Source organism: Mesotoga infera, assembly GCA_011045915.1.
Lineage (GTDB): Bacteria > Thermotogota > Thermotogae > Petrotogales > Kosmotogaceae > Mesotoga > Mesotoga infera_D.
In genome coordinates, this window is record DSBT01000374.1 from 1 (window position 1) to 24797 (window position 24797).

General features: G+C 46.6%; 24 protein-coding genes. 2 read left to right on the forward strand and 22 right to left on the reverse strand.

From position 1 onward, the window contains the following. Nucleotides 1-1052: 1052 nt before the first annotated feature. The 22 genes from ENN47_12050 to ENN47_12155 form a co-directional block, all read right to left on the reverse strand. Nucleotides 1053-2567, reverse strand: coding sequence for a glycerol acyltransferase (locus ENN47_12050; GenBank protein HDP78880.1), 1515 nt, complete (start codon nucleotides 2565-2567; stop codon nucleotides 1053-1055). Then, nucleotides 2564-3841 (reverse strand): HAMP domain-containing histidine kinase, encoded by a 1278-nt coding sequence (locus ENN47_12055; GenBank protein ID HDP78881.1) that lies wholly within the window; start codon nucleotides 3839-3841, stop codon nucleotides 2564-2566. The genes ENN47_12050 and ENN47_12055 overlap by 4 nt, the downstream gene beginning before the upstream one ends. Beyond that, nucleotides 3831-4493 carry a response regulator transcription factor gene (locus ENN47_12060; GenBank protein HDP78882.1) on the reverse strand — a complete coding sequence of 221 codons (663 nt, stop codon included), beginning with the start codon at nucleotides 4491-4493 and terminating at the stop codon, nucleotides 3831-3833. The genes ENN47_12055 and ENN47_12060 overlap by 11 nt, the downstream gene beginning before the upstream one ends. Further along, entirely contained in the window at nucleotides 4490-5368 is an 879-nt protein-coding gene (locus ENN47_12065; GenBank protein ID HDP78883.1) for a DMT family transporter, read from the reverse strand. Before ENN47_12065 ends, ENN47_12060 begins: the two co-directional genes overlap by 4 nt. A 31-nt stretch (nucleotides 5369-5399) precedes the next feature. Then, nucleotides 5400-6473 carry a DUF4384 domain-containing protein gene (locus ENN47_12070; protein HDP78884.1) on the reverse strand — a complete coding sequence of 358 codons (1074 nt, stop codon included), beginning with the start codon at nucleotides 6471-6473 and terminating at the stop codon, nucleotides 5400-5402. A 12-nt stretch (nucleotides 6474-6485) separates the two neighbouring features. Continuing rightward, on the reverse strand, nucleotides 6486-7418 hold the full coding sequence (locus ENN47_12075; GenBank protein HDP78885.1) for an L-lactate dehydrogenase: 933 nt from the start codon (nucleotides 7416-7418) through the stop codon (nucleotides 6486-6488). Then, the gene (locus ENN47_12080) at nucleotides 7415-8458 is read right to left on the reverse strand and encodes a flavodoxin-dependent (E)-4-hydroxy-3-methylbut-2-enyl-diphosphate synthase (GenBank protein HDP78886.1); all 1044 of its coding nucleotides are present in this window, start codon (nucleotides 8456-8458) and stop codon (nucleotides 7415-7417) included. Before ENN47_12080 ends, ENN47_12075 begins: the two co-directional genes overlap by 4 nt. Beyond that, nucleotides 8455-9966, reverse strand: a complete 1512-nt coding sequence (locus tag ENN47_12085; GenBank protein HDP78887.1) for a PDZ domain-containing protein — start codon at nucleotides 9964-9966, stop codon at nucleotides 8455-8457. The genes ENN47_12080 and ENN47_12085 overlap by 4 nt, the downstream gene beginning before the upstream one ends. Next, entirely contained in the window at nucleotides 9951-11087 is a 1137-nt protein-coding gene (locus ENN47_12090) for a 1-deoxy-D-xylulose-5-phosphate reductoisomerase (GenBank protein ID HDP78888.1), read from the reverse strand. The genes ENN47_12085 and ENN47_12090 overlap by 16 nt, the downstream gene beginning before the upstream one ends. After that, nucleotides 11084-11776 (reverse strand): RnfABCDGE type electron transport complex subunit B, encoded by a 693-nt coding sequence (locus ENN47_12095; protein HDP78889.1) that lies wholly within the window; start codon nucleotides 11774-11776, stop codon nucleotides 11084-11086. Before ENN47_12095 ends, ENN47_12090 begins: the two co-directional genes overlap by 4 nt. A gap of 10 nt (nucleotides 11777-11786) precedes the next feature. Then, a complete protein-coding gene (rsxA, locus tag ENN47_12100; protein ID HDP78890.1) occupies nucleotides 11787-12368 on the reverse strand; it encodes an electron transport complex subunit RsxA in 582 nt (193 codons plus the stop codon). Beyond that, nucleotides 12368-12979: an electron transport complex subunit E gene (locus ENN47_12105; GenBank protein HDP78891.1), complete on the reverse strand. Its 612-nt coding sequence runs from the start codon at nucleotides 12977-12979 to the stop codon at nucleotides 12368-12370. The genes rsxA and ENN47_12105 overlap by 1 nt, the downstream gene beginning before the upstream one ends. Continuing rightward, the gene (locus tag ENN47_12110; GenBank protein ID HDP78892.1) at nucleotides 12976-13698 is read right to left on the reverse strand and encodes an RnfABCDGE type electron transport complex subunit G; all 723 of its coding nucleotides are present in this window, start codon (nucleotides 13696-13698) and stop codon (nucleotides 12976-12978) included. Before ENN47_12110 ends, ENN47_12105 begins: the two co-directional genes overlap by 4 nt. Continuing rightward, nucleotides 13691-14641 carry an RnfABCDGE type electron transport complex subunit D gene (locus ENN47_12115; GenBank protein HDP78893.1) on the reverse strand — a complete coding sequence of 317 codons (951 nt, stop codon included), beginning with the start codon at nucleotides 14639-14641 and terminating at the stop codon, nucleotides 13691-13693. The genes ENN47_12110 and ENN47_12115 overlap by 8 nt, the downstream gene beginning before the upstream one ends. Next, nucleotides 14638-15957, reverse strand: a complete 1320-nt coding sequence (gene rsxC / locus ENN47_12120; protein HDP78894.1) for an electron transport complex subunit RsxC — start codon at nucleotides 15955-15957, stop codon at nucleotides 14638-14640. Before rsxC ends, ENN47_12115 begins: the two co-directional genes overlap by 4 nt. Nucleotides 15958-16130: 173 nt before the next feature. After that, nucleotides 16131-17588 (reverse strand): bifunctional UDP-sugar hydrolase/5'-nucleotidase, encoded by a 1458-nt coding sequence (locus ENN47_12125; GenBank protein HDP78895.1) that lies wholly within the window; start codon nucleotides 17586-17588, stop codon nucleotides 16131-16133. 12 nt (nucleotides 17589-17600) lie between these two features. Beyond that, nucleotides 17601-17951, reverse strand: a complete 351-nt coding sequence (locus tag ENN47_12130; protein HDP78896.1) for a hypothetical protein — start codon at nucleotides 17949-17951, stop codon at nucleotides 17601-17603. Continuing rightward, on the reverse strand, nucleotides 17914-19182 hold the full coding sequence (locus ENN47_12135; protein ID HDP78897.1) for a glucose-1-phosphate adenylyltransferase: 1269 nt from the start codon (nucleotides 19180-19182) through the stop codon (nucleotides 17914-17916). Before ENN47_12135 ends, ENN47_12130 begins: the two co-directional genes overlap by 38 nt. Nucleotides 19183-19196: 14 nt before the next feature. After that, nucleotides 19197-20324 carry a glucose-1-phosphate adenylyltransferase subunit GlgD gene (gene glgD, locus ENN47_12140; protein ID HDP78898.1) on the reverse strand — a complete coding sequence of 376 codons (1128 nt, stop codon included), beginning with the start codon at nucleotides 20322-20324 and terminating at the stop codon, nucleotides 19197-19199. A gap of 59 nt (nucleotides 20325-20383) precedes the next feature. Next, nucleotides 20384-21199: a hypothetical protein gene (locus tag ENN47_12145; protein HDP78899.1), complete on the reverse strand. Its 816-nt coding sequence runs from the start codon at nucleotides 21197-21199 to the stop codon at nucleotides 20384-20386. 6 nt (nucleotides 21200-21205) lie between these two features. Continuing rightward, complete coding sequence (locus ENN47_12150) at nucleotides 21206-22384, reverse strand: class I SAM-dependent rRNA methyltransferase (protein ID HDP78900.1); 1179 nt, start codon at nucleotides 22382-22384, stop codon at nucleotides 21206-21208. Continuing rightward, the gene (locus ENN47_12155) at nucleotides 22384-22827 is read right to left on the reverse strand and encodes a nucleoside-diphosphate kinase (protein HDP78901.1); all 444 of its coding nucleotides are present in this window, start codon (nucleotides 22825-22827) and stop codon (nucleotides 22384-22386) included. The genes ENN47_12150 and ENN47_12155 overlap by 1 nt, the downstream gene beginning before the upstream one ends. 47 nt (nucleotides 22828-22874) lie before the next feature. On the opposite strand from ENN47_12155, the gene ENN47_12160 reads away from it, so the two are divergent. Beyond that, entirely contained in the window at nucleotides 22875-23888 is a 1014-nt protein-coding gene (locus ENN47_12160) for a hypothetical protein (GenBank protein HDP78902.1), read from the forward strand. Nucleotides 23889-23904: 16 nt separating this feature from the next. Beyond that, nucleotides 23905-24789 carry a hypothetical protein gene (locus tag ENN47_12165; protein HDP78903.1) on the forward strand — a complete coding sequence of 295 codons (885 nt, stop codon included), beginning with the start codon at nucleotides 23905-23907 and terminating at the stop codon, nucleotides 24787-24789. The last annotated feature ends 8 nt before the right edge of the window (nucleotides 24790-24797 follow it).

Sequence of the window (24797 nt, forward strand, 5' to 3'; positions counted from 1 at the left end):
ATTGCGGGGATTAGGCTAGCGAGAATCAGGACGATGACAACTGCAGGAATTCTTTTCTTCCAGTTCAATAGCTCCACCTCCAATTAGGTTGGCCAGCACTGTTGTCTGCCGGATGAGTGATTGCCCCCTGACCGTGAGAATGCTTTACCGAAGATAATAGAGGATTCCAAAGAATGTTTCGAAACAGTACTATCTTACTATAATCAAAAGGAATCATTGAGAAAGAAAAAGCACATCTCAGTAAACAGAAGTAGGCTGTCTAATTAAGAGGGAAACGGGGGAACCGGGTCTGAAGTCGTGAGGTCTAGGGTCTGGCAAGAGCAGAAGTGATGCTGCATTTGGCAGGAGGCGATTAGAAAGCCAGTCAGGCTCCGCCTGGCCAGTCTCTGCCTCCGGCAGAGGCCAGTCACCTTCGGTGGCCAGTTCCGCTTCGCGGGGAGAAAACCACCTTTAGGAACGGGTTATGTAAATCGGGTTAGGAGGAGCAGGTTATTGAAGCGGGTCATCAGAACCGAGTTTTGAAGAGCGAGGTCCTGTGAAGAACCATTCACAGGATGACGGTCTCTTCTGCTGACGAAGAAAAACCGCTGCGTGCTAAGAATCAAGGACCCCCTGATCTCTGTTAACAGAGACATCATCTCTATTCTCCTCTTTGGTCATACCGATATGAAACTGATCGGGATCTCGCATCTAGAAACCTCTTTAAGCTGTGGAGATCAGTTGCAAATTGTCAGTTATGAAAGCCAAGAACCAGAAGAGAGTTTCCGATGAGTGCTGTTTTTTCATGACTGGTTGGAGTCCAAACGCTCTTGAATCATCACCTTGCCCAAGAACGAAGAACAGATCTTCGCTCTGGAACGAATAACAGGTTTGTTATTCGGAGAACGGAGAACCTCTCAACGGTCAACCAGTCCTTTGCTCTTTCCAACCACCAAGCTGCTACTCCCAACGCCGGTCTTACAACTCACAACTCGGAACTTGGAACTGATTCTTTGTTCTTCCGACCCCCTACCCCCAACCTGGTACGTTTCTATGGGCATCCCTTTCGGGAGCTATCCCCAAAGATCAGTGTGATAGTTTTCTTTCATAAGTCTGAATTTGATCTGAAAGTCTACAACTTCCTGCCACATCAGGGCACTTGTTGTCGATACGAAGCTCACCATCTCATTTGCTATTCCGAATACCGGTTCAATGCTTTTCTCTATACTGGAATTCTTTATGAGGTTGTAATCCAGCCTGTAGTCTCCGATAATTGCGTGATCTTCATACATAGTCGCGAAAACTTTTGTTCCGTTGAATATTACCTCATCCTTTATGGGAAAGGACAGCCCCATACTTCCCGGTATGATCTTGTCGTGTATTTGAATGACTTCATTAACAGTTGGCTTTGTCCAACTTTTCCCGCAGGAAGAGCAGGAAAAGCCGCTTCTGAACCCTTTGATTGATGATATGGCTCCGCAGCTAGGACAGCGCCATATCAGCTTTTCGATGTGCTTGTAGTTCCGGTAAGGGAGTCTGAATGTGGGATCCTCTTTACCCAGAAAATCCATAACCTTTTCTTCTAGATGAGGATCATCAGCTTCAATGGGATTTCCAAATTCAACGGTGGAAGTGCCGATAGAGAATATCTTGGACCATCTTGGCCAAAGCCGCTGAACGCCGAGAAACTTTACCGGAATTATAGGGATTTTCAACATTCTGAAGAGCTTCCATATCTCTCTTTTTGTATGAAGAGGTCTGCCATCCCATGATCTTGCTGCCTCTGGAGCGATTCCAAGAGGAACTCCTTGCTTAATTGTCGCGAGCATCTGCCTGATTGCCGAAGTATCTACGGCATATCTTCTAACAGGGATTACGCTCAACCAACCCAGTAATCCTAATCTGTCAACGTAAATGGCTGTACCCACAAATCTTATATATCTCCATGTTGAATAGAAGATCAGAGGACCATCAAAATGCGTTTGATGGGCCAGGGCTATTACGAAAGGCCGCCTCTGCCTGAGCACCTTCGAGTTCTTTACTTTTGAAGGCAGAACAAAGAGTATAACGAGTTTCACAACGAATGAAGCTACGATAAACTGCCATGGGACTGATCTGGACTTGTCAAATGGAATTCGCCTTCGCGGATCAGGAATCATGAATGGAATCTCCTCTTTATACTCTTCATAGCTATCGATGCTTTTTGCTGCGCGTCTTTCCTGGAAAAGAGAATACAGTGCAACTACTGCGCCGACAGCCGCAACATAAAGCAGTCTCCAGTAATCACCGCAGAGAATGCCAAGGCCAAAGATAAAGGCTATGAATCCTGCATTGAATGGGTGACGGACAAATCTGTACGGCCCGCTCTGAACTGTGGTTTCAGGACCAAAGAAAGAGGTCGGAAGTCTTCCCGACCAGTAATACAGGACCAAAGCGGAGTAGATCGACAGAAAAAGAGATCCGGCAATTATTACGGTACCGAAAATTCTCATACCCAGTGCTGCCGAAAACGGAGCGCCTGCGTAGAGAAGAATTGGAACTAAAATCCAGGTTATCGCCAGCTCGGCGATCGAAAAGACTAGTTTCATCTCAATACCCCCACTTTGAACACTGCTCCTCCATCTGTGCAGTTATCGGCAGCGATTGAAAGCCCTAAAACCTTGCAGATCTTGCTTGCAATGGAAAGGCCTAATCCATGTCCTTCACCGCCTCTGGAGGAATCACTTCTGTAGAATCGGTCAAATATCTTGTCTATTTCATCCTTCTCGATACCCTTTCCATGGTCCCTAACACTTAGCACGCCATTTGACCAAAAGATCTCTATTGGTCCAGTTTTCCCGAATTTTAGCGCGTTTTCTACAAGAACCTTGAGAACGATCCTCAGTAGAACTCTATCTGAACTGATGTCAATATCCGGCACATCAATTCTGAAGTCATTGGACTCTACGGAATTTGCGCTGCCAACCAGCTCGTCCACCAATTCTCTGATGCTGAAAGTCGTAGTGTTTAGCTCAATATTTGGTTGTGAGAGGAATAGAAGGGATTCGGTGATTGTCATCATTTTGTCTGCAGTGTCTGAAATGCTTTCGGCAGCCTCTTTTACGACCTCGGGATCACTAGAGCCCCAGCGCTTAATCAATCTTGAGAAGCCAAGTATCGAAGTGAGTGGAGAACGAATTTCATGCGCAATATCTGAAGAAAACTGCTCCTGCCTGCTGTATCCATCTTGTATCCTGTCCAGAGCCTTATTGAGAGATTCTTTCAGTTCGGCGAGCTCGCTAGTTTTCGGCTCACTCTCGACTCGCCTGGAAAGATCATCCATAGTAATTTCTTTGAGCAACCGTGAAGTGTCTTCTATGGGTTTGGAAACTCTGTTTCCAAGAAGAAAACCACCAACCACCGATAGGGCGATTCCTACGAGAAGCGAGAGAAGAAGGGTGGTAGCCAGACTTTCGAGAAAGAAATCGAGATCGTCCATTCTTGCCCCAAGGACTACTTTCTCAGTTCCGTTCCAGAAACCATATAGAAGATAGGAACTTCCCTCTATTCTTGTCCTGACGTATCCTTCCACATCGGGAACTGCAACAAGTTCTGATGGATTTTGAACTACCGTTTCGTCAATTCTTACGTAGAATTCCGTAGACCCCCTCCCTATCGACATTCTGCCCATTCCATAACCGAATCCCTTTCCCATGGGGGAATCCATGAATATGCTTTTCATCTCTGCCGAGTAATTTCTGATGAAGACGTTCTCAGAAACGGCATATACGAAGAGGGCCGATGCGCAGAGGATGAATACGACAAGCACCACCGAATAGATGGCCACCTGAGTTGCCGTTGAGAGTTTCCGTCTATCGGACAACGTAGCCCGATCCCCTGACTGTCTTGATTCTTTCACCGGTCTTTCCAAGTTTCTTACGAAGGTAGTTTATGTAGACTTCAACGACGTTGGGATTGCCCCAGTCCTCACTTCCCCAAACCTTTTCCAATAATCTCTCTTTTGACATTACAATGCCTGCATTTGACAGCAAAGCGGCCAGAAGGTCGAATTCGGTTCGACTCAGCTGAAGAGGCTCTCCACTGACTGAAGCCTCACGAGACTGAAAATCGAGCATGAGTTCGTGGTAGCTGATTCTCTCAACTTTTCCCTTTCTTCTTAGTACAGCTTCTATTCTTGCCAGAAGCTCTTCAATGACGAAGGGTTTTGGCAGATAATCGTCCGCGCCGCTCTTCAGTCCTCGTACCCGGTCCTTCACTTCTCCTCTTGCTGTTAGCATTATTACAGGCAGGTCCGTCGAAATATATTCTCTGATTTCCTGAAGTACAGAGAAACCGTCGATTCCCGGCAACATGACATCAAGAATCAAGAGATCAGGAAGTTCCTTTTCCAAATGCTTCAAAGCTTCATTTCCGTTGCTCAAGACTTCTATTTCATATCCCTCGTGACCCAGCTCCATGCGAAGAAGTTTCGCTATGTGTATATCGTCCTCTACAGCCAAGATCTTTCCAATCAATTCTTCACACCCCTATCTCTCATGATGAAGGAAGAGGTTCCTCCAAATATCATTCCTGCCGTCATCATCAAAAGGCCGATCACTTCCATTCTACCTGGAATCTCTTTGAGTAATACCATTGCGAAGAACAGTGCAAAGGCTGGCTCTCCTACATAGATCAATGAGGCGCCAACGGATCCGAGAAATCTCTGGTACTTCAACTGAACGGTAACGGCGAAAATCGTGGCAAAGATTGCCGAGAACAATGCAACGAATATTATTGATCCATTCACGAAAACTTCGCCTTTGACAAATGGGATCAGCATTGAATTGACAAGAACGACAACGACAAACTGAGGCACGAGAAGCTCCATTTCCTCAACTTCTTCTCTTTCAGTAAAATATGAAATAAGAACAACATGCAGCGCAAAGGATATTGCACAGAAGGTTGTTAGCAGGTCACCGAAATTGAATCCGGCCTCAGGTGTTGTCAAGAAATAAAGACCAATCAGGGAGACGCCAAGCGCAAGAATCTGATATCTGCTGGGAACGCGCCTCTCGACAACAGGGCCGATAATTGCAACGAGTCCCACGTACAATGCGGTAATGAAAGCGCTCTTCGATGCCGTGGTGTAAACCAGTCCCCACGTCTGAAATACATAACCTCCGGAAAGGAAAAGCCCAAGAATCAGTCCCTGGAAGAGGCTCTTCTTTGTGAGTTTAAGGCCGAGCTTTTTCCTCAGAGGAACCAGGATAATTAGTGCAATCGAAAACCGAAGAACATTGTAAAATACTGGAGAAAGACCTTCCAGTATGTTTTTCTGTACCGGAAAGGTCAATCCCCAGAAAATTACTACCAGCAGCAGATTGACATATGCCTTCGACTTTTGCTTCATCTAAGAGAAAAGCGCCCCTCTCGGGACACTCTTAGTTGGAAACGCCTAGAACTATTGCAATGACAATTCCCGCGACCAGAACACCGATAATCGAGAAGAGAATTATGTTGTCCGTTTGCTTCTCCTCTTGGGTCTTTTCGGTGAGCCTTAGATCGACTGAAGTCGCCATGTCTCTGTTGATATAGACGTTTTGCTTTGCATCGTGGTAACCCCATTTTGAGACAGTCACAGTATGGCTTCCGACCTTTTCAAAGTCTCTGTACGGTGTATCGCCAGCATATTGTCCATCGACATAAACCTGGCCGTCTGGAATCGATGTTACTTCTAGATAACCGTAAATGTAGTTTGGCAAAAGGGAGAACTGGAAATCGCTTGAACCAGGTTGTACGTTAATGGTAGAAGGACCGTACACAAGATTTCTGTCTGTGTATAAGTAGACTGTATGAGTCCCGGTTTCCAGAGTAGTTGTGACCGGCGACTTTCCCATGAAAATTCCATCGACATAGACGTTAGCGTCGTTTCTGTCTGCTCTGATTGTTGTCCTCACAGTGAAAGGCACATAGCTATTATAGAAGTATGTGTAACCCATTCCCCAGCTCGTGTTGAACACGGGATCAATTACAACCGAAAGGTTGCTTATATTCTGGCTTAAGTAAGGGAAAGGGTATCTGTCAAACAAGGAGAACACGTTTCCAAGAAAGTTCAGAGGAGAAGAAGAAGCTACAACCACGATTGTTTCTCTTCCTCTCTGAGACTCAATCTGCAGATTGTACTTTGTAGTTGCCTTATCGGTCGGCAAAGTGTAGGTCCTTCCTCCCTGGACGTAATTGTCCTGGTCGTAGACATTGGGAAAGAGAACCTGAATCTGCCCTGAAGGATCGATATCCAAGACGGCCACATACGCGCTTCTATCGACGGAGAACGAAAGTCCTAGAGATTCACCGCCATAGTAAGTCGATCCTATCCCCTTGTTCAAATTCACGTTAACGTTGATACTTGCTCCCGGTCTGCTCATGAACATAAGTCCCTGAGGATCGTACGAAACCGAGGTGGCAAATACGGAGACACTTAGAATTACAATTGCAAGAAGCAAAACTCTTTTCACGCTAATCCCTCCTCACTTCATAAGGCTTTCTACGGCACTGGCTATAATGCCTGCTGACCTCGAGAGTCCTTCAGTCTCATTCTCTGAAAGACTGATTCTCAAAACTCTTTCTACTCCATTTCGACCAAGAATTGTGGGAACGCTGAAAGGTACGTCTCTCAATCCTTCAAATTCCTCGTGAACCGATGACACGGTGAGAACAGAGCGCTGATTGTTCAGAATAGTTGAAAGTACTTTAGACACGGCAAGTCCGATTCCGTAGTAAGTCGAACCCTTCTTCTCGATTATTCTATAGGCAGCATTCTTGGTCTGTTCGAACAACTTCTCGAAGAGACTGTCGCCACAGTTCCTATTGCAGCTGCTGCAGAAATCACTAAGCGGAATGCCTGCAACATCTGCGTTCGACCAGTTAACGATCTCGCTATCGCCGTGTTCACCGATCACATAGGCATGAACGTTTCTGGGGTCAAGCTCGCAGTGATCGGCTATACTCTGTCTGAGCCTCGCGGTATCCAGAGTTGTCCCTGAACCTATTACCCTGTTTCTCGGGAAACCCGACTTCTTCCATGCAACCCATGTAAGCACGTCCACGGGATTTGACACCACCAGGAAGATGGGCTCCCTGCTGAATGAAAGAGATTCATCAACGGCACTTTCGACAATCTCAGCGTTGTCTTTCAGAAGCTGGAGACGACTCTCCCCCTCTTTTTGAGGCCTTCCGGCGGTAATAACCACAACATCGGAATCTGCCGACACGCTATAACTTCCACCGGATATCTTCACCGGCCTCACATACGCGTTTCCATGACTCAGGTCCATAGCCTGACCTACTGCAAGTTCTGTATTAACATCAACAAGAGCTATCTCTCTTGCAATGCCTTTTATCATTGTTGCATATGCAATTGACGAACCTACCATTCCGGCTCCGATTATTGTGACTTTCATCTATCACCTCCCGACAAGAGTTCATCAAACCAATGTCGGAATCTAACTTCAAGGCTCTCATTTGCCACTCTCTCCACGATCTCGCCTCTGACAAATATCACTCCGCCCGAGGCCGTCCCGGCGATCCCAATGTCAGCCTCACTGCCCTCTCCAATTCCGTTAACTACACAGCCCATTACCGCAACCGAAAGGTTGGCATCTGCATTTCCCACCCAGTTCTTGACTTTTCTGGCAAGAGCCTCAACATCTATTTCGGTTCTCGCACAGGTCGGACAGGAGATAACATTTACACCTCTTCTCAGTCCCAGCGACTTGAGAATGCTCAATCCAACCTCTATTTCTTGAACGGGGTCACCCGACATCGATACTCTTATGGTGTCTCCAATGCCTTTGAGCAAGAGTGTGCCGATACCGATAGAAGATTTCACGGTTGAATCAAGCCCAAAACCTGCCTCTGTAACACCAAGGTGAAGCGGATAATCGGTCTTCTCGAACAGGTATTCATTTGCGATCACAGTCTCTGATACCGATGAAGATTTGAGAGAGATCACAATATCCTCGAATCCTGCGCTTTCGAGTATTCTTACCTGAGCAAGAGCGCTTTCTGCAAGAGCTACTGGTCTATCACACGCACTGAAATTTCTATCAAGGGAACCGGAATTTGCACCGACTCTGATCGGGACGCCGTATTCCAGAGCGACTTTGACCGTCTCGATGACTTTCCATTCCTGTCCAATGTTTCCGGGGTTTATCCGCACTTTCGCAGCCCCGTTTCTTATCGATTCAATGGCAAGCCTGTGATCGAAGTGGATGTCTGCAATCACAGGAATTCTGCTCAGAGAACAGATCTCCTTGAGAGCCGCGGCAGATTCCCGATCGGGAACTGAGACCCTGACAAGGTCGCAGCCGGCATCCGCAAGATTCTGAATCTGGTCTATAGTGGCAGAGACGTTTGAAGTCTTGGTGTTTGTCATTGATTGAACTGTGATTGGATTTCCTCCGCCAATCATTACGAAACCAACTTGAACTGCCTTGCTCATAGCCACCTGCCTATGTCAATGAACGTTATGTAAATCATAAAACCCATCAGTATCATAAACCCGATCACATTTATCAAGCCTTCGATCTTTGGATCCAGTCTCCTTCTTGTTATCATTTCAAGTAGCGCCAGAAGCATCCTGCCCCCATCAAGTGCTGGGAAAGGGATCAGATTAATTACTCCAAGGTTCAATGAAATGAATCCTGCGAAGAAAAGCACAATTCTCAGACCTAGACTCACAGCTTGATCGACTATTGTCACCAGTCCTATTGGGCCTGTAAACTCGTTGATATTTGCTCCGCCAGTGAAGAGGCTACCCACAACCTTGACCATAGTGAACAGCAGGTTGTTTGCCCACTGAATGCCCAGACCTACCGCCTCGAAAGCGCTGTCGGGATACCAGTAATCGCTACCCTGAGCGAAAGACCCGGCTTCACTGATGAGAGCGATCATCTCGTTCTTGCTAACCGTTAATTCAATTGTTCGACCTTCGCGTTCTATCGAAACAACGAATTCCTCTGGAAAACCATACTCTGCAAACGTAGTTTCCTTGCCGGTCAACTGAATTAGCAGCTCATCCGATTTGAGGGAAAGCAGCTGACTCATGGTCGTCAGATCATAACTTGTATCGGTTTTCATCCCATTTACTTCAAGCAGGAGGTCGCCCTCCCTGAATTGACCGAAATCATTTGCCAATAAGGGTTTGAAATTCGCATAGTATATTCCCATGGCATAGCGTTCCTCTGTTGGCGAATAAGTTAGAAGGGTGCCCGAGAGAGTCGTTCCATCAGAAAAACCAAGTCTTACCGTACTTTCTGGCGAAAGCACACCGGCGTATCCAACGTAATCCCCATTAAATGCTGCGCCGTTGATTGTGTAAAGGGACGCGCCGGGTTCACCAGCAGTGCTGCCGATGACAATGAAGGCCTCCTGGGGAAGCAATTCGGGCAGAAGAGTGACTTCAACTTCCTTACCATTCCTAAGCACGACAAGATCTATCCTATCGCCTGCTGCAACTGCTTCACTGAGCCGGGTGTTGTCTATCAGAGTCTTTCCATTTACAGAAACTATTCTGTCGCCAGGCACCATGCCGGATATCGCAGCGGGTGAGCCGGGCTCGATTTTGTCGATCCTTACTTCCTGAAAACCCCAAACTACGGCAACGAGGGAGAGTATCAGGAAACCCAGAAGCAAGGAGAAAGCCGGACCTGAAAAATAGATAATGAATCTCTGCCAGGCCGGTTTATTCTGTATCTGCTCATTAGCGGGAACGGAAGAATCGATGGTGTCGAGATCCTCTCCGGCGGGTCTAACGTAGCCACCAATAGGGAATGCATTTATCCTAAAAGTAGTATTCTTTCCCTTTTTCGACCACAATTTGGGACCCATCCCAATGGCAAATTCAATCACTCTCACTCCGAAAAGCCTTGAGAATAGGTAGTGTCCAAGTTCATGCACCACAACTATCCCGGTCAGAATGAGAAGAAAATATATTATTGACAATACCATCTATCCACCTCTTCTTTAGCCAGTCTTCTTGCAAAGCCGTCAATCTCGATTATTTGACTGTAATCGGTCGGGTTTTGATCATCGGTACCTGCGACCGTCCTTTCAATTATATTGTAAATGCTTCCAAAAGGGATCCTACCCTTCATAAAAGCATCGACTGCTATTTCATCTGCTGCATTGTAAGCGATCTGCTTGCTGACAGTGCCACAAATCTCCCTCGCAAGGCTCAAAGCGGGAAATTTATCATGCTGCATCTCTTCCAGTACAATTGGTGTGGCGGCTAATCTCTCTTCTCCGAAAAGATGCTGCCGTTCAGGATAGGTCAAAGAATATGCAATTGGAATTCGCATATCCGGACGACCTACATGGAGTTTCACAACACCGTCATTGTACACAACACCGGCATGAACAAAGCTGTTTCTGCATATGTAAGTATCAATTTCACTTGATTCGAATCCGAAGAGATATTTCGCTTCGATTACTTCGAGTCCTTTGTTAACCATTGAAGCGCTATCAACGGTTATCCTGTTTCCCATAGACCAAACAGGGTGTTTCATGACATCTTCAGGGCTTGCCCGGTGAATACTTTCTTTCGGCCAATCCCTCAGGGCACCGCCAGATGCCGTTATTAGGATTCTTTGTGGGCGAACTGTACCTTCAAGAAGCTGAAAGAGACCGCTGTGCTCTGAGTCGACCGGAATCAATTCGACATCTTCTCTGGCACATTTTTTTAGCAAGAGATTTCCTCCGCAAACGATAGACTCCTTGTTCGCAAGACATAGTCTGCTGCAAACTTCAGCCGCCTTAAGGCTGAATTTAAGTCCGGCCGCTCCGCTAACCGCAAGCAGCACATAATCCGGTCGGGACTTCTCGAGCATTGTTTCTATTCCCTCTTCGCCTTGGAAAAAGGTTGTTTCCGGAAAGGAATCGGCCAAATTCCCATTCCTTTCGAGAGCGGCGGCGAATTTAGGATGGAATTTTGAAAGCTGTTCAGAAAAAGAGTCGAAATTGTGGCCGCAGGAAATGGCCACAATTTCGATTTCTTCAATCTTATCTACTATTTCGAGTGTCTGTGATCCAATAGATCCAGTAGAACCTAGAACAGCCAACCTTTTTTTCATGACTCAAACTTCTTCTTTATCTCAGCCGGTTCTCCGGAGGTATCTTCAATTATCTTTTGAATCTCAGATTGTGAAAGCCCCATAATCTTTGCTACCTTCTCAGGCACGTTCTGTCTTTTGCCCGGGACGCATTTGTCTGCGTTCTCTTCCTTGCCGGCAACCTTCAGGGCAAAGGCCGCACATCCTGGGGAACCACATACACCACAGTTTATGTTGGGAAGTACGGCAAAGATCACCGTTGCACTGGGATTCTCCTTGAGCTTATCCTTGTAGCTTTCGATTTCTTCTTGGGTTGGCCTTTTGGGCTTAGGTGGCGCCGCTTTTACTTCTTTCCCGGATGCGGCGATCAGTTTTTCCAGTGTTTTTTCCGCATCTTCCTCTGCCTCTTCGAAGAGAGCGGTGAGCTTGTCGACGTCCGTCTCCATGATTAGCTTCAGTTTTTCTGGAACGCCGGACCGCTTGCCAGGAATACAACCGTCCAGCGGAGCTTTGCCATCGGAAATAGCCTTTGCAAAAGCCGAGCAACCGGGGAAACCACAGGCGCCACAGTTAACGCCTGGCAAAGAGGCTTCGATAAGTGTGATTCTTGGATCTTTCTTGACCGCAAATTTCGCGGAGGCGAACGCTAGGAAGACACCTGCTCCAATGCCCAGTATGGCCATAAACAGAACTGAATAGACTACTGTCATACACATCGCCTCACAGTTTTACCAGGCCTTGAAAACCCATAAAGGCCATCGAGAGTAAACCGGCAGTGATCAATGCAATGGCAGTACCTCTGAAAGGTTCGGGAATTTCGGAAAGCTCCATCCTCTCTCTAATGGTTGAAAAAAGAATGAGGGCCAAAGCAAAGCCAAGTCCAGCACCTGCAGAATTCACGATCGTTTCGAGCAGTGTGTAGTTCTGCTGGACATTGAGTAGTGCCAGGCCGAGAATCGCACAGTTCGTCGTAATGAGGGGAAGAAATATTCCCAATGCATCGTAAAGCGCCGGACTCGTCTTCTTCAGGAAAATCTCGACAAACTGTACCAGTGTTGCAATAATAAGAATGAACACAATGGTTCTCAAAAAGGGAATGCTCAACATATCGAGCAGAATATTCAGAAGCCATGTGATAATTGAGGCCATGATCATAACGAATGTAACGGCTATGCTCATTCCTACCGCGGTATCAATCTTTTTTGAGACGCCTAAGAAAGGACAGATTCCCAGAAATCTCGAAAGCACGAAATTGTTTATAAGAATCGCTGAAAGAAATATGAAAACCAGTCTCGTAGCCATCAGTCACCCCTCCTCATTTTGCTGCGCCTTATTCCCACATAGTTGAAGAAAGCGGCGAGCATGCCCAGAGCGATGAATGCGCCTGGAGGGAGTATCATAGCGAACATCTTCACATCGGATAGATGGTAATTGAAAATCGATCCATTTCCGAGAAACTCTCTTACAGAACCGAGCAACACGAGGGAGGCAGTAAAACCCAGCCCCATGCCAAGACCATCCAGGAAAGAACTCAAGACATTGTTCTTGGAGGCAAATGCTTCTGCTCTTCCGAGGATTATGCAGTTCACAACTATAAGTGGAATGAATAGGCCTAGAGTCTTCCATAGATCGTAGATGAAACCGTGCATCAACATGTCAATCATTGTGACAAAGGAAGCGATTATGACAATATATGCGGGAATTCTTATCTTGTCGGGAATGAGTTTCCTGACAAGGGAGATCGTGATATTCGACATTGCAAGAACCGCAGTTGTTGCGAGTCCCATTCCCAATCCATTCTCGGCGCTTGTCGTTGTAGCAAGAGTAGGACACATGCCAAGAACCTGAATGAAGATCGGGTTCTGCTTGAAGATTCCATTTGTGAGAACCGAGAACTTCGATTCAGCCATCATCTAACACCTGCCTTTTCCAGGAACTCTGAGATAGCGTTGAGTGAGAATGCAACGGCTCTCGGAGTAATCGTTGCTCCAGTCATCACATCGCTTACGGTGACTATCCCTTCTTCCCTTTTTCTAACGTCTATTTGATCTCCAATAGGGGTTGCTCCTGCATCTTTGTCGACTTTGATGCTCTTCTCGAGTCCTTGACTGTCGATCGGATAAAATCTCATCTGTACACTCTCGTTTGCGATATTGGCTCCGAGGCCGGGGGTCTCCTGTGAGTATTCGAGAACCTTGATTCTATTCAGATGCACCCCATCGGAGTCTTTAACGAAGGCTGCCATTGACTTGACGTCGCCGCCGTAACCGACTGCTATGCCTATGGCTACAAAAACCTCGCTGCCATCATCTTTCAAGAACTTGTATGCAGGACTTTCTACGCTTCCCTGCGAGTCGACAGCCTGATAAATTATTCCTTCTGAAGCGGTGAATCCCTTTGGGAACCATTCAAACTCCGCGAGTTCGCTCGCGGTTTCGGGGATGCTCTCTTCAGCGATCAGAAGTTCTCCCGAATCCGCATCGGTAAGAACATCTCGAATAGCGGCGAGTTTTGCGCCAAGTTCTGCGTTTGCGATCGGCTCTTCAACAATGGTGTAGACCACAGAAAGGACTAAAGCTGCGATTATGGTAATAACCATCAGAGTAATGCCGGTCTTCAAGTAATCACGCATTGCTCTTCACCTTCTTTGGTTTCCCGAATATCTTGGGCTTGGTTCCCATATCTATTAGCGGTACGAATGCGTTCATGATCAGAATCGCAAATGATACGCCTTCCGGATAGCCACCAAACAATCTGATTATCATGGTAAAGACTCCACAGCCAACTCCAAAGATCAAATGCCCCTTGATCGACATTGGACTTGTTACCATGTCGGTGGCCATGAATAGAGCTCCCAGCATCAGACCGCCTCCAAAGATGTGGTACAGCGGCGAGCCAAAACCAGGATTGGCAGCGTAAAAGATTGTCGCCATTATTGCTACAGTTCCTACGTATGTAATAGGTATGAAGGGCGAAACTCTCCTTCTCAGCAACAGCCACCCAAAACCGAGAAGAAGCAGCAGCGCGCTTACCTCCCCTATAGAGCCGGGGATAGTGCCAAGGAACATCTCCTGCAATGAGAAAACTCTTGGTGCTCCCTGCTTAAGAATAGCCATTGGAGTGGCGGTGGTCTGCATATCAAAAGGACTGAACCATGTTGTCATCTGAACGGGGAACGAGATCAGAAGAAAGACCCTTCCGACCAGTGCGGGATTGAAGAAGTTCTTTCCGAGACCCCCAAAGACCGACTTTGCAATCACTATTGCAACGAAGATACTTATCAGAGCCTGCCACCATTCAACAGCAACTGAAAGATTCAGTGCAAGCAACAACCCTGTGACCGAACCGCTAAGGTCTGGCTTGAAGGTCTTCTTGTGCCTCATGAATCTCATTACAAAGAAGTCGAGCGCCTCCGCGCCGACCGTACAGACAAGTATCAAAACAAGTGCTTTCATGCCGAATGAGACTACTGCCCAAACTGCTGCAGGAGAAAGTGCGATCAGAACATCCAGCATTATCCTTCTAACATTATCTTCAGATCTCAAGTGAGGTGCTGCCATCATTGAAAGCTTCACTTCTTCGCACCTCCCTTCAGACTTCGATAGACCCTCTTATGAAGTTTGAAATTCTTTACCAGATCTATATTGGCCGGACAGGCGAAGGAACAACTCCCGCATTCTATACAGTCCATCAGACCATTTTCTACTTGTGCATCGTACAATCTGTTTGTTCCGTAGAGGTTCAGCAGAAACGGTTGGAGATTCATGGGACAGACGAATGTGCATTTGCCGCACCTGATGCATGGGAACTCTTCAAGAGGTTCGCTCTTGAGCAACAGAGTAATCCCAGAAGTGCCTTTTACGGTGGGAACGTCTGTCTTGGGAACCGTGATACCCATCATGGGTCCACCGAATAAGGCTCTCTCAACTGTTTCTTGGGCTCCCCCCGCATGATCAATTAACTCTTCTGCCATAACTCCGATTCTCGAGACGACGTTCAAAGGCGTTCTAATGCCCTCCCCGGTAATCGTAACTCCTCTTTCGACGAGAGGGCGGCCAAGCTCAACGGCTTCATAGATTGCATAAGCGGTGCCTATGTTATCGACCACAACTCCCACATCCAGAGGAAGTCCGCCAGAAGGAACCTTTCTCTTCGTCAAGGCATAGATGAGTTGCTTCTCAGCGCCCTGCGGATACTTGGTTTTCAGTTTCTTCACCTTAATTGGAGTAGACCTAACCGCCTCCTCCATTCTCTCTATGGCCTTTGGCTTATTGTCTTCTATGCCAATAATCGCATCTTTCACTTTCAGCGCTCTCATAATCGCGAGAATTCCACTGACCAATCCCTCGGACCGCTCAAGCATGTACCTGTAATCTATCGTCAGATAAGGTTCACACTCCGCTCCATTAATAACGAGAAGATCGATCTTTTTCCCCTCTGGGGGGGAAAGTTTGACACTTGTTGGAAACATTGCGCCACCAAGCCCGACGATGCCTGCGGACTTTATCCTTTGGACAATCTCTTCCGGCTCGAACTGGTCATAAGGCTTTGCAGGATCAAGCAGTTCCCACTCTTCTTCGCCTGATTTTTCTATAACAATCGCATCGTCGGGTTTCGAAAGAGTCGGATGATAGTACTTTGCAATCTCCTTGACTTCGCCTGTAAGAGGAGAATGAAGATTCGCAGATATGAAGCCTCCGGACTCAGCTATTAGTTGACCGGTCTTGACCCTGTCACCGACACTAACAACAGGCTTGGCAGGAATACCGGCGTGGTTCGCAAGAAATACATAGACCCTTTCGGGAAGTGGAAGAACTCTCAGATTAGAATCCTGAGACAGTTCTTTTCTCTCCGGCGGGTGCACCCCTCCTCTGAAGGTAGGCAACCTCATTTAGTTATCACCTCTCAACCTTAATCAATAGATGTTTGCCTTTCTGGGATCCCGAATATCATGAAAGTGACTGCGACTCAAAATGGAAAAAGCGATTGATATTATCAAATAAAAGGAGCGGATCGCTCCGCTCCTATTATAGTACAATGTTTGCGTCTTAACTTAATCTAAAACTACTTTCTGGTTATCCTTCCGCTATCGGCGTAAGCGGTTATCGGGCTTATCTCTCCAACGAACTCAACCACTACATCTGCCAGCACGAATCCGGTGTCGTAACCGGAGAGTCCAGCAAGGACCGTATAGCCGTCACCGCCAGAGGCAAGGTAGTTATTTGTGGCTACTTTGTAGACCTTATTGTCATCAATGGGTTCTCCGTTTACAAGGATATCCTTTGCTTCTTTGTTCTCTATTACATAGGTTACTCCACTTACCTGAGGCATCGCTCCCTGCCCTGCTTCTCTGGTTGCCGTGTACTCCAGGAGGTCTCTGAGGGCTGTCCCCGGTACATCAACAACGTAAAGTGTATTTCCGAACGGTAGTACCGTAAGGATGTCACGGTACGTTACTGGACCAGCTTCTATAGAGGCTCGAATTCCTCCCGAGTTGCTTATCGCCAGATCTGCTCCGGACTTCCAAACCATAGCATCACAGATCAAGTAACCAAGGTTTGTATCCTGAGCTCTGACCACACCTCTGTCGCCCTCAAGTCTTATCGACGTCTCACCGACAACGATATTGAGAGCTTCTCCGCCAGCCTTCTTGAAGTAATCAAGAACAGTGGCAACGGCGAAATCAGGTTCGATTTCTTCGGCGATTACCGGGAGATTCCTGAAAGAGACAAAGATAACGGTATCATCAACGATTTCGAGTTCAAGCCTGCCGAGATTCTTTGCCCATTCTCCGGCCGATACGATTATTGTCTCGTTTATTATCTCAGGCCTTTCGTAGAAAGTATGGCTATGGCCATCGATTATAATGTCGATACCGTCAACTGCTTTCGCAAGCTCCCAGGAATTCGGGCCGACAAGTACGGGGTTGCTTCCCATATGGGTGAGCGCAATGACTATGTCCGCCTGAGCTTCCAGCTCGGGAATGATCTCTTTAGCTACTTCTATTACGTCCTTCCACTCGTAGTCCTTAGCGTAGAGGTACTCGAGAATCTCTGTTTCCTGAGCAGTAAAGCCGACGATGGCGACCTTTATTCCGGCGACTTCCTTTATCATGTATTCCTGGAAAGCAGGTTTTCCATCCTTGTAGATGTTTGCGCTGAGGAACGGGAAGTCCGCAATCTCCATCTGTTTTGCGAGTACGGAAGCATCGTTGTCAAATTCATGGTTACCGATTGCCATTGCGTCAACCTTCATGAGATTGAGAGCAACTATATCAGGAGCGGCATCCTGCAGATCCGATTCGGGAACACCCGTATTAATGTCCCCGGCGTGCAGGAACAGCGTGTTGGGGTTCTCTGCTCGCACCTGATTTATCAGTGTTGCTACAGCCGCGAGCCCACCGTAATCACCTTCGGGCCAGATGTGCCCGTGTGTGTCGTTGATATGAACAATCGTTAGTCTCTGAGCCACGACAAAGATTGCCATAACCAAGAGAAGGGTGATCAAAAGAACTTTTTTCATACTCATACCTCCTTATGGAATATCGGTGATTTCTCCAATTAGCTCGAAATCGAAGTGCCTATCTCCTTCACTTATATGGTAATTGATTATTTCTATTTCTGCGCAGTTTGAAAAGACAGTTCTTGAACTTCTCTCAATTTGCAGCCCGTTTGCTTTCGTTTCTTCTGGTTCGGCTAAGTAAAGCGATTTCACAGTAAGTGCAAGTCTGAAATACCATGAACTCAGCCGCCTTGCCGCCATAATTGTTTCCAGTGGAGCCAGGGATGTAACTATCGTAGTGCAGATTATCAATATTGCAATTAAAAGCGTGAAAGAAGCTACTCCTTTACCCTTTGGGCGAGATGGTCTTACCTCCGGCCACATCTCCCGTGAAATCCTCCTCTCTAACATGATTGAGAATCGCACAGTTTTTTCCAATCTTAGTGTTTTGGGGAATAACGACATCAGATCCGACAACAACAATCCCCGAATCGTAAATGTGAGGTTGCGATTCGTGCGGTACCTCATCGCCATATCCGATTACTACTTCGTCTCTCACGATCGTTCCCTCTCCGACTATGACCTTTTCTATCACTACATTGTTGCCGATTTTGGAGTTAGTCATAATTACAGAATCCTTAACTGTTGACCCTTCACCGATTTGCACTCCCTGGAAAATGACGGAGTTTTCCACTCTTCCGTATATCTCCGCCCCTTCGTTTATCAAAGAGTTTCTGACGTGGGAACTTGTACCGACATATGCGGGCAGATACTCCTCAGTCTGAGTGTAGAATCTCCAGGAGGGGTCGTGAAGATTCAGTGGCGGTATCGGTCGAGTCAGCTCGATGTTCGCTTCCCAGAGCGATTCGATGGTTCCCACATCTCTCCAATATCCCTCGAAAACGAAAGCAAACAGTCTTCCTGCATTGTCTTCGACTATTTTCGGCAAAATATCCTTTCCGAAGTCGTTATTGCTTTCTTGGTCTCGTTCATCCTCCATAAGTCTTTCCCTGAGAAATTTCCAATCGAAGATGTAGATTCCTAGAGAAGCAAGATCGGACTTGGGCTGTTTCGGTTTCTCCTGGAAGTCGACTATCTTGTTTTCAAAATCCGTTATCATCATCCCGAACCTGTGAGCCTCGGACAGTGGAACACGCATACAAGCAACCGTTCCCGTCGCTCCCTTGGAGAGGTGATAGTCTATCATCTCGTTGTAATCCATGGAGTAGGTGTGATCACCGGAGAGTATGACCACAAGTTCCGGGTCGAAATCATCTACGAAATCTATGTTCTGAAAGACAGCATTCGCAGTCCCTTTGTACCAGTTTGAATCTCCCTGAGCAATAAAGGGAGGTAAGATTACAACCCCACCGTCCTTTCTGTCAAGATCCCACGGACGACCTATTCCAATGTGTCTGGCGAGAATGTGGGGCCTGTATTGAGTTAGCACGCCGACTGCGTAGATTCCCGAATTGACGCAGTTACTCAATGCAAAGTCAATAATCCTGTATTTGCCACCGAAGGGGACTGCGGGTTTCGCCACCTCATCTGTGAGCAATCCAAGTCTGGTGCCTTGCCCCCCAGCTAGTATCAATGCAACAACTTTCTTGGCCATACAATCACCCCGTCTTAAATTACGCCGTGTTTTTCGATTACTGTGGGCTCTTCATTTTCACCGACGAAACTTCTTCCCAACCTAACGGTACAATACTTGTCCATTATCACATTCTCTATGTGAGCTCCCTCTTCAACAAGGCAGCCCTCAAGAAGAACAGAGTTTCTAACAGTTGCTCCGGCCATAACCCTGGTATCCCTGAACAAGACCGAATCTTCTATCTTTCCTCCTATTACGCACCCGTCGGCAATAACCGAGTTATTCATGGAGGCAGTTCCGGTGATTTTGGGAGGTGGAAGGTCCTTCAACTTGGTGAATACCCTTCCGTTCTCGTAGAAAAGCTCTCTCCTTATCTTTGGATCAAGAATATCGAGGTTCGTTCTGAAATAACATTTCTTGCTCTGCTTTATGTCCCGCCAGTAACCGTTGTATCTGTACTCTCTTACATTCAGAGAAGATAGGTTAGGAGAAATCACACCCTTCACGAGCTCGTTCTCTCCATTTGGGACAGCGGAGTAGAGAAGCTCTCTCAGCAGAAACTTGTTGATGAAGTATATACCCAGGGCAACGCAGTCTCCTTCTTCCGGGTTTTCCGGAACCTTCTCCTTCTCTATCCACTTGATTATTCTCCCATTCTTGCACACCACTCTATCCATCCCTTCCATGCCGCATTCTCCATACTTATTGCCAGTTAGGACAGTTATGTCTGCGGCCGTGTCCAGGTGATATCTGAATATCTTAGTCAGGTCGGTTTTGAAAATGTGATCTCCCGAGCCTATCAAAACAGAGTCTTCGTTGCCTCTCCTGAGTATGTTTATGTTCTGGAAGAGAGCGTCGGCTGTTCCTTTGTACCCCATGGAAGGGTTATAAGGAGAGTAATAAGGCTGCAGTATGAAGAGCCCTCCCTGTTTTCTGTCTAGATCCCATTCCTTGCCTGAGCCAATGTGATCCATAAGACTTCTGGGGCTGTACTGTGTAATTATCCCAACCTTCGATACTCCCGCATTGACCATATTGCTGAGTGTGAAATCGATTGACCTGTACTTTCCGTAGACAGGCAGCGCAGCGCTCGTACGAACCTGAGTCAGGGAGCTCAGGTACTCTCCTCGCCCTCCTGCAAGAATTATTCCGAGAACTTTCATATGGTCACCGCATTCCAAATATGGATGCGGTCTCCCTCCCTTCTGTGCAAATTTGTCATTCAGTACTCCATTAGGGGTAAATTTGTCATAAGAGATACCCCCGGTAGTGAAAAATCTGTTTGACCGTCGAGATAGTTCTGCAAAAACAAGACAGCACTGTCAAAGGCTTCGCGATAAAGCTCATCGAAAGTCTTTTTGCTTTCCCAGCCGGCTATGCTGTGAAACCAGGGTTTCATCTCCAGATTTAGTGGATCAACGTGAGTGTCCTCAAAGAAAGCCTCTTCAGGCGAACCCTCTTTAATGCTAAAACGTTTTAGTATTAAGGCCAACCTTGAGCGACCATAGATTCCCGCAAAGTACTGATTCATGGAGTCTATGGCCTTCTGGATGGAACAGCCCTTGATTCCGTAGAATTCCATTGAGATCTCACGGTAGAGATCTTCAAGTGCCGTTGGCAAAGACCGAGAGAACTCGGCAGTCGGATCGAGATCGAGTATTTCAGCCTCAACTTTGCTCTTGAGGATTACTTTGTCTATCATTGTTTCTAGTTGGCGATACTTATATCCATTTCCTGCGCGAGCAACTATATAGTGGTTGACGGTTGCGTCGAGGAAGTAATGGCAGATAACCCCCAGCGAGTAGAAGCGAGAAATCTCCTCTGATTTCCTGCAGAGGAGTTTGGCGAAATCATCACACCTTAGCGTGTGAGAGAACCTCCATAGAGAGAACTCTGGATCCTCTCTTGAGCAGTACTTCCCGGGATCCGTGAAGAGGCATCCAAGATTGAACTCCTCTCTTTTGTCGGCTTCAAGATCGAGTCCAATCTCTTCCAAAACATCCTTTCCGTACATAATATGAGTCCAGAAGCCGGGCAAAAAAACTCACTCCTTTGCTACCAAACCCCACAGACACTTCAAATAAAGGCTCTCCGGAACCTCAACAAGCCATGGATGATCAGGCGATTGTAGTGTAATAGCCAGATGCGAAAATGTTGTACCGGTACTTTCCGTCGACCTTCTGATAGACTCAACCAGATGCTCGACAGCAATATTATAGGCACAAGTACAAATACCCAATACTCCTCCATCCTTCACAAGCGGAAGTGTACTCTCTACTAGCCTTCGGAAAAGTGAAATTCCATGCGGAAGCTCTCTCTTATGCTTAACAAAGGATGGCGGGTCTAATATTACTATATCAAAATAGTTCTTCATTTCAAATCCAGCAAGGAAGTCAAGAACATCGCTCTGAACCAACTGCAGTCTTTTATCCAGCCTGTTCACTACTGCGTTCACTCTTCCCCGATCTAGGTCGTCGGCGGACTTGTCCACGCAGATCGCCTCGGCGCCTGAATATGCCATATTAAGTCCGAATCCTCCCGTAAAAGAGAAAAGATCCAGGCCTTTCTCCAGAGAGAGTTCTGCGGTGATTTTCCTGCAGAAAGCTCTGGAGTCTAGCTGGTCAAAAAAGAACCCTGTTTTCTGACTGTTCTTAACATCCACGAGGTACTTTATGCCATCTTCCTCGATTTCGACTGAATCAGGTACTTCTCCGAACAGCAAACCCGTATGTCTTTCTATTTTGTCTTCCACTCCCATCTCGAAATCGCTCCGTTCGTAGATTCCCTTGGGATTCAGTAGATTCCTGAGAAGATCGACTATCATTTCTCTTCTTTTCTGCATAATCGAGTTTCTGAACTGCACGGCTAGAATCTCTCCGTATCTGTCGACTACCAATCCGGGAAGTCTGTCTCCTTCACCGTGGACGAGTCTGTAGTAAGGTCTCTTGAAAAGTCTCTCCCTCTTCAGGAGAGCTTTTTGAAGCAGCCTTCCGAAGAAGATCTCCCCCAGCTCCTGGTCTTGATTTGTTAGGACCATTATCGCTCGGGTGGAGCTCGGACTGAAGAAGCCCTTTCCGAGAAACTCATAGTTCGCCGAGAAAATGTTCACTTCACATACAGCATCGGCAGAGCCTTCTAGAGATAAGATCTCGTCTCTGAAGATCCACGGATAAGAATTACGGATCTTTCCTTCCTTCCCCTTTCTGATTCGAGCAATTAACATCAGAACTGGCCTTCATTCAGAAGTGAATAATTATTTATCTCGCTTTCTTCGAAGAATATTTTGATTTCGCGGTTTGAGCTCTCAGTACTGTCGGATGCGTGTATCAAGTTCTTCCTTATCGACACGCCGAACCGACCTCGTATGCTTCCCGGGGCGGCTTCCAGCGGATCGGTCTTGCCGACCAGGATTCTCAACCTTCGAACAGCGTTCTCGCCTTCAAGCACCATGGCCACAACTGGTCCCGATTGTATGAAAGCCAGCAAAGGTTCGTAGAAGTCCTTTCCCGCATGTTCTCTGTAAAGCTCTCTCGCCATGGATTCGGAGATCTTCAGCATCTTGAGGGCGACGATTTTCAGACCTTTCTCCTCGATTCCTCTGAGTATTTCTCCAACAAGGCCTCTCTGTATCGTGTTTGGTTTTAGATAAGCAAATGTTTTCTCCAAAATACTTCCCTCCGGTCAAATTCTGTATTCATTGATATAATTAAAACATGGAGTGGTTCAATGGAGTAGCTAATGAAAGACTTTCCCGGTTCTTGGCGCGCGGCCCGGGAAAAAGTGTGACTCTTGTGGGTAGAGATAGTGAGTACTTGAAGGCTTCGGCTATCTCAATAATAGAGGCTGATCCGAAATGGAACAGAAAGAGATATATTGAAGACTTCTTACTGATAGAGCCTGAAAGCGGAAACATTGGCATCGACAAGATTAGGGACATAGAAGAAATGATGCTTCATAAACCGGCGATAGGCAAGAGGAAGTTCGTGTTGATCCATCAGTGCGAGAAGATGACTGATGAGAGCGCAAACGCATTTCTCAAGGTTCTTGAAGAGCCTCCGGATTTCGCGACTCTCATAATGACCACATCTTCATGGCAATCACTTTTGCCTACAGTGAGAAGTAGAACTATTTCGATTGTAATGGATATTCCAGAAGAGCTTATGCATAGACTCAAGCTAAATTACGGAGAGCGAGTTTCATACATATATGCAGCTTCACGGCAGAACTTCACGGTTCTTCGGTTCTTTCTGGAGCAGGATCCTGAATCTTTACATTACGAGGCTTTTGAAGTGCCTTCCGATCTTGAAGGATTGACACAGTTAATTAGAGAGAGTGTCAACGAAGATCCTATAGATATCGTGAGGCGAAGAAGAGCGTTTGCGGCTTTTTGCAAGGATTTTGTGGATTCCAGAAGTTTCTTTTCAGCTTTCAGGAAGGTCTCCTCCATTTTTACAGGACAGGGTTCATTTGAAAGGGCGCGCGAACTTGTCGAAGTCTCTAGAAGCCTCCTGAAAGACGTAGTGATTCTTTCGGCCGATACTCACAATGACTCGCTTATGAACATTGATCTGTTAGAATGGCTAGTGAACTTCAAGCCGGGAAAGGAAATCCTGGAAGATTTTACTTGGTGTGACAGGTTTCTTAGAGAGCGAACTTCATCACTTAGCGCAACTCTTGTTTCATTTAGGGCTTTGCATTCGCTTTCGAGAAGCCTGGCAAGGAGATAAAACGGAGGTTATTTAGATGCCTGAGATATATGGAACGGTCTATGGAATCGAATTCCACTCAGTAGGGAAGCTGTATCAATACACTTCCAGCGAGCAGTTGCTGAAGCAGGGTGATTATGTGCTTGCAATGAGTGAGTTCGGATTGGATGTTGGAAAGGTTATGTATGGACCAGTTGAAACTCGCATAGATGACACTAAGGAAGAGCTCAAACCGATTGTCAGAGTAATGACCGACGAAGACTGGGAAACGGATGCCAAGAATAAAGAAGAATCGGAGGCGGCAATGAAGACCTGCCAGGAACTGATAAAGAAGCACTCTCTTCCAATGAGGCTTCTGGAGGCGAGATATATGTTTGATCGATCGAGAATCGTCTTCTACTTCGGTGCCGACAGCAGGGTTGACTTTAGAGAGCTGGTCAAGGATCTGGCTAGAGCTTTCAGGACGAGAATTGAGCTCAGACAGGTCGGAATACGAGATGAGGTTAAGATGACCGGCAGCCTTGGACTGTGCGGAATGACGGCCTGTTGCGTTCGCTTTCTAAGACAGTTTGAAAGCATAACGTTGAAGCATGCCAAGAAGCAGCAGTTGTTGATCAACCCGGCAAAGATATCGGGAAGGTGCGGAAGGCTTCTCTGCTGTCTTTCCTATGAACAGGAGCTTTATGAAAATGAGCTTCTGGATATTCCTGATGAAGGTTCTCTTGTTGATTACGAAGGCAAGACCTGTAAGGTTTTGACTGTCAACATTTTTATGAAGGTTATTACTCTGGTTGCAGATGACGGGCAGATGCTGAAGGTTCAGTTTGACGATTTCAGAAAGAGCCAGCGATCGATTATACAGGACACAAATCCAGATGAATTGATAAAGAATAGAGATGAAGATATTTCGATTGACGACTGAAGGAAGAA

Coding starts and splice junctions, on each gene's coding strand:
- ENN47_12050 (HDP78880.1), bottom strand. CDS start 2,567: ATGAAACTAGTCTTTTCGATCGCCGAGCTGGCGATAACCTGGATTTTA.
- ENN47_12065 (HDP78883.1), bottom strand. CDS start 5,368: ATGAAGCAAAAGTCGAAGGCATATGTCAATCTGCTGCTGGTAGTAATT.
- ENN47_12075 (HDP78885.1), bottom strand. CDS start 7,418: ATGAAAGTCACAATAATCGGAGCCGGAATGGTAGGTTCGTCAATTGCA.
- ENN47_12080 (HDP78886.1), bottom strand. CDS start 8,458: ATGAGCAAGGCAGTTCAAGTTGGTTTCGTAATGATTGGCGGAGGAAAT.
- ENN47_12085 (HDP78887.1), bottom strand. CDS start 9,966: ATGGTATTGTCAATAATATATTTTCTTCTCATTCTGACCGGGATAGTT.
- ENN47_12090 (HDP78888.1), bottom strand. CDS start 11,087: ATGAAAAAAAGGTTGGCTGTTCTAGGTTCTACTGGATCTATTGGATCA.
- ENN47_12095 (HDP78889.1), bottom strand. CDS start 11,776: ATGACAGTAGTCTATTCAGTTCTGTTTATGGCCATACTGGGCATTGGA.
- rsxA (HDP78890.1), bottom strand. CDS start 12,368: ATGGCTACGAGACTGGTTTTCATATTTCTTTCAGCGATTCTTATAAAC.
- ENN47_12105 (HDP78891.1), bottom strand. CDS start 12,979: ATGATGGCTGAATCGAAGTTCTCGGTTCTCACAAATGGAATCTTCAAG.
- ENN47_12110 (HDP78892.1), bottom strand. CDS start 13,698: ATGCGTGATTACTTGAAGACCGGCATTACTCTGATGGTTATTACCATA.
- rsxC (HDP78894.1), bottom strand. CDS start 15,957: ATGAGGTTGCCTACCTTCAGAGGAGGGGTGCACCCGCCGGAGAGAAAA.
- ENN47_12125 (HDP78895.1), bottom strand. CDS start 17,588: ATGAAAAAAGTTCTTTTGATCACCCTTCTCTTGGTTATGGCAATCTTT.
- ENN47_12130 (HDP78896.1), bottom strand. CDS start 17,951: ATGTGGCCGGAGGTAAGACCATCTCGCCCAAAGGGTAAAGGAGTAGCT.
- ENN47_12135 (HDP78897.1), bottom strand. CDS start 19,182: ATGGCCAAGAAAGTTGTTGCATTGATACTAGCTGGGGGGCAAGGCACC.
- glgD (HDP78898.1), bottom strand. CDS start 20,324: ATGAAAGTTCTCGGAATAATTCTTGCAGGAGGGCGAGGAGAGTACCTG.
- ENN47_12150 (HDP78900.1), bottom strand. CDS start 22,384: ATGTTAATTGCTCGAATCAGAAAGGGGAAGGAAGGAAAGATCCGTAAT.
- ENN47_12160 (HDP78902.1), top strand. CDS start 22,875: ATGGAGTGGTTCAATGGAGTAGCTAATGAAAGACTTTCCCGGTTCTTG.
- ENN47_12165 (HDP78903.1), top strand. CDS start 23,905: ATGCCTGAGATATATGGAACGGTCTATGGAATCGAATTCCACTCAGTA.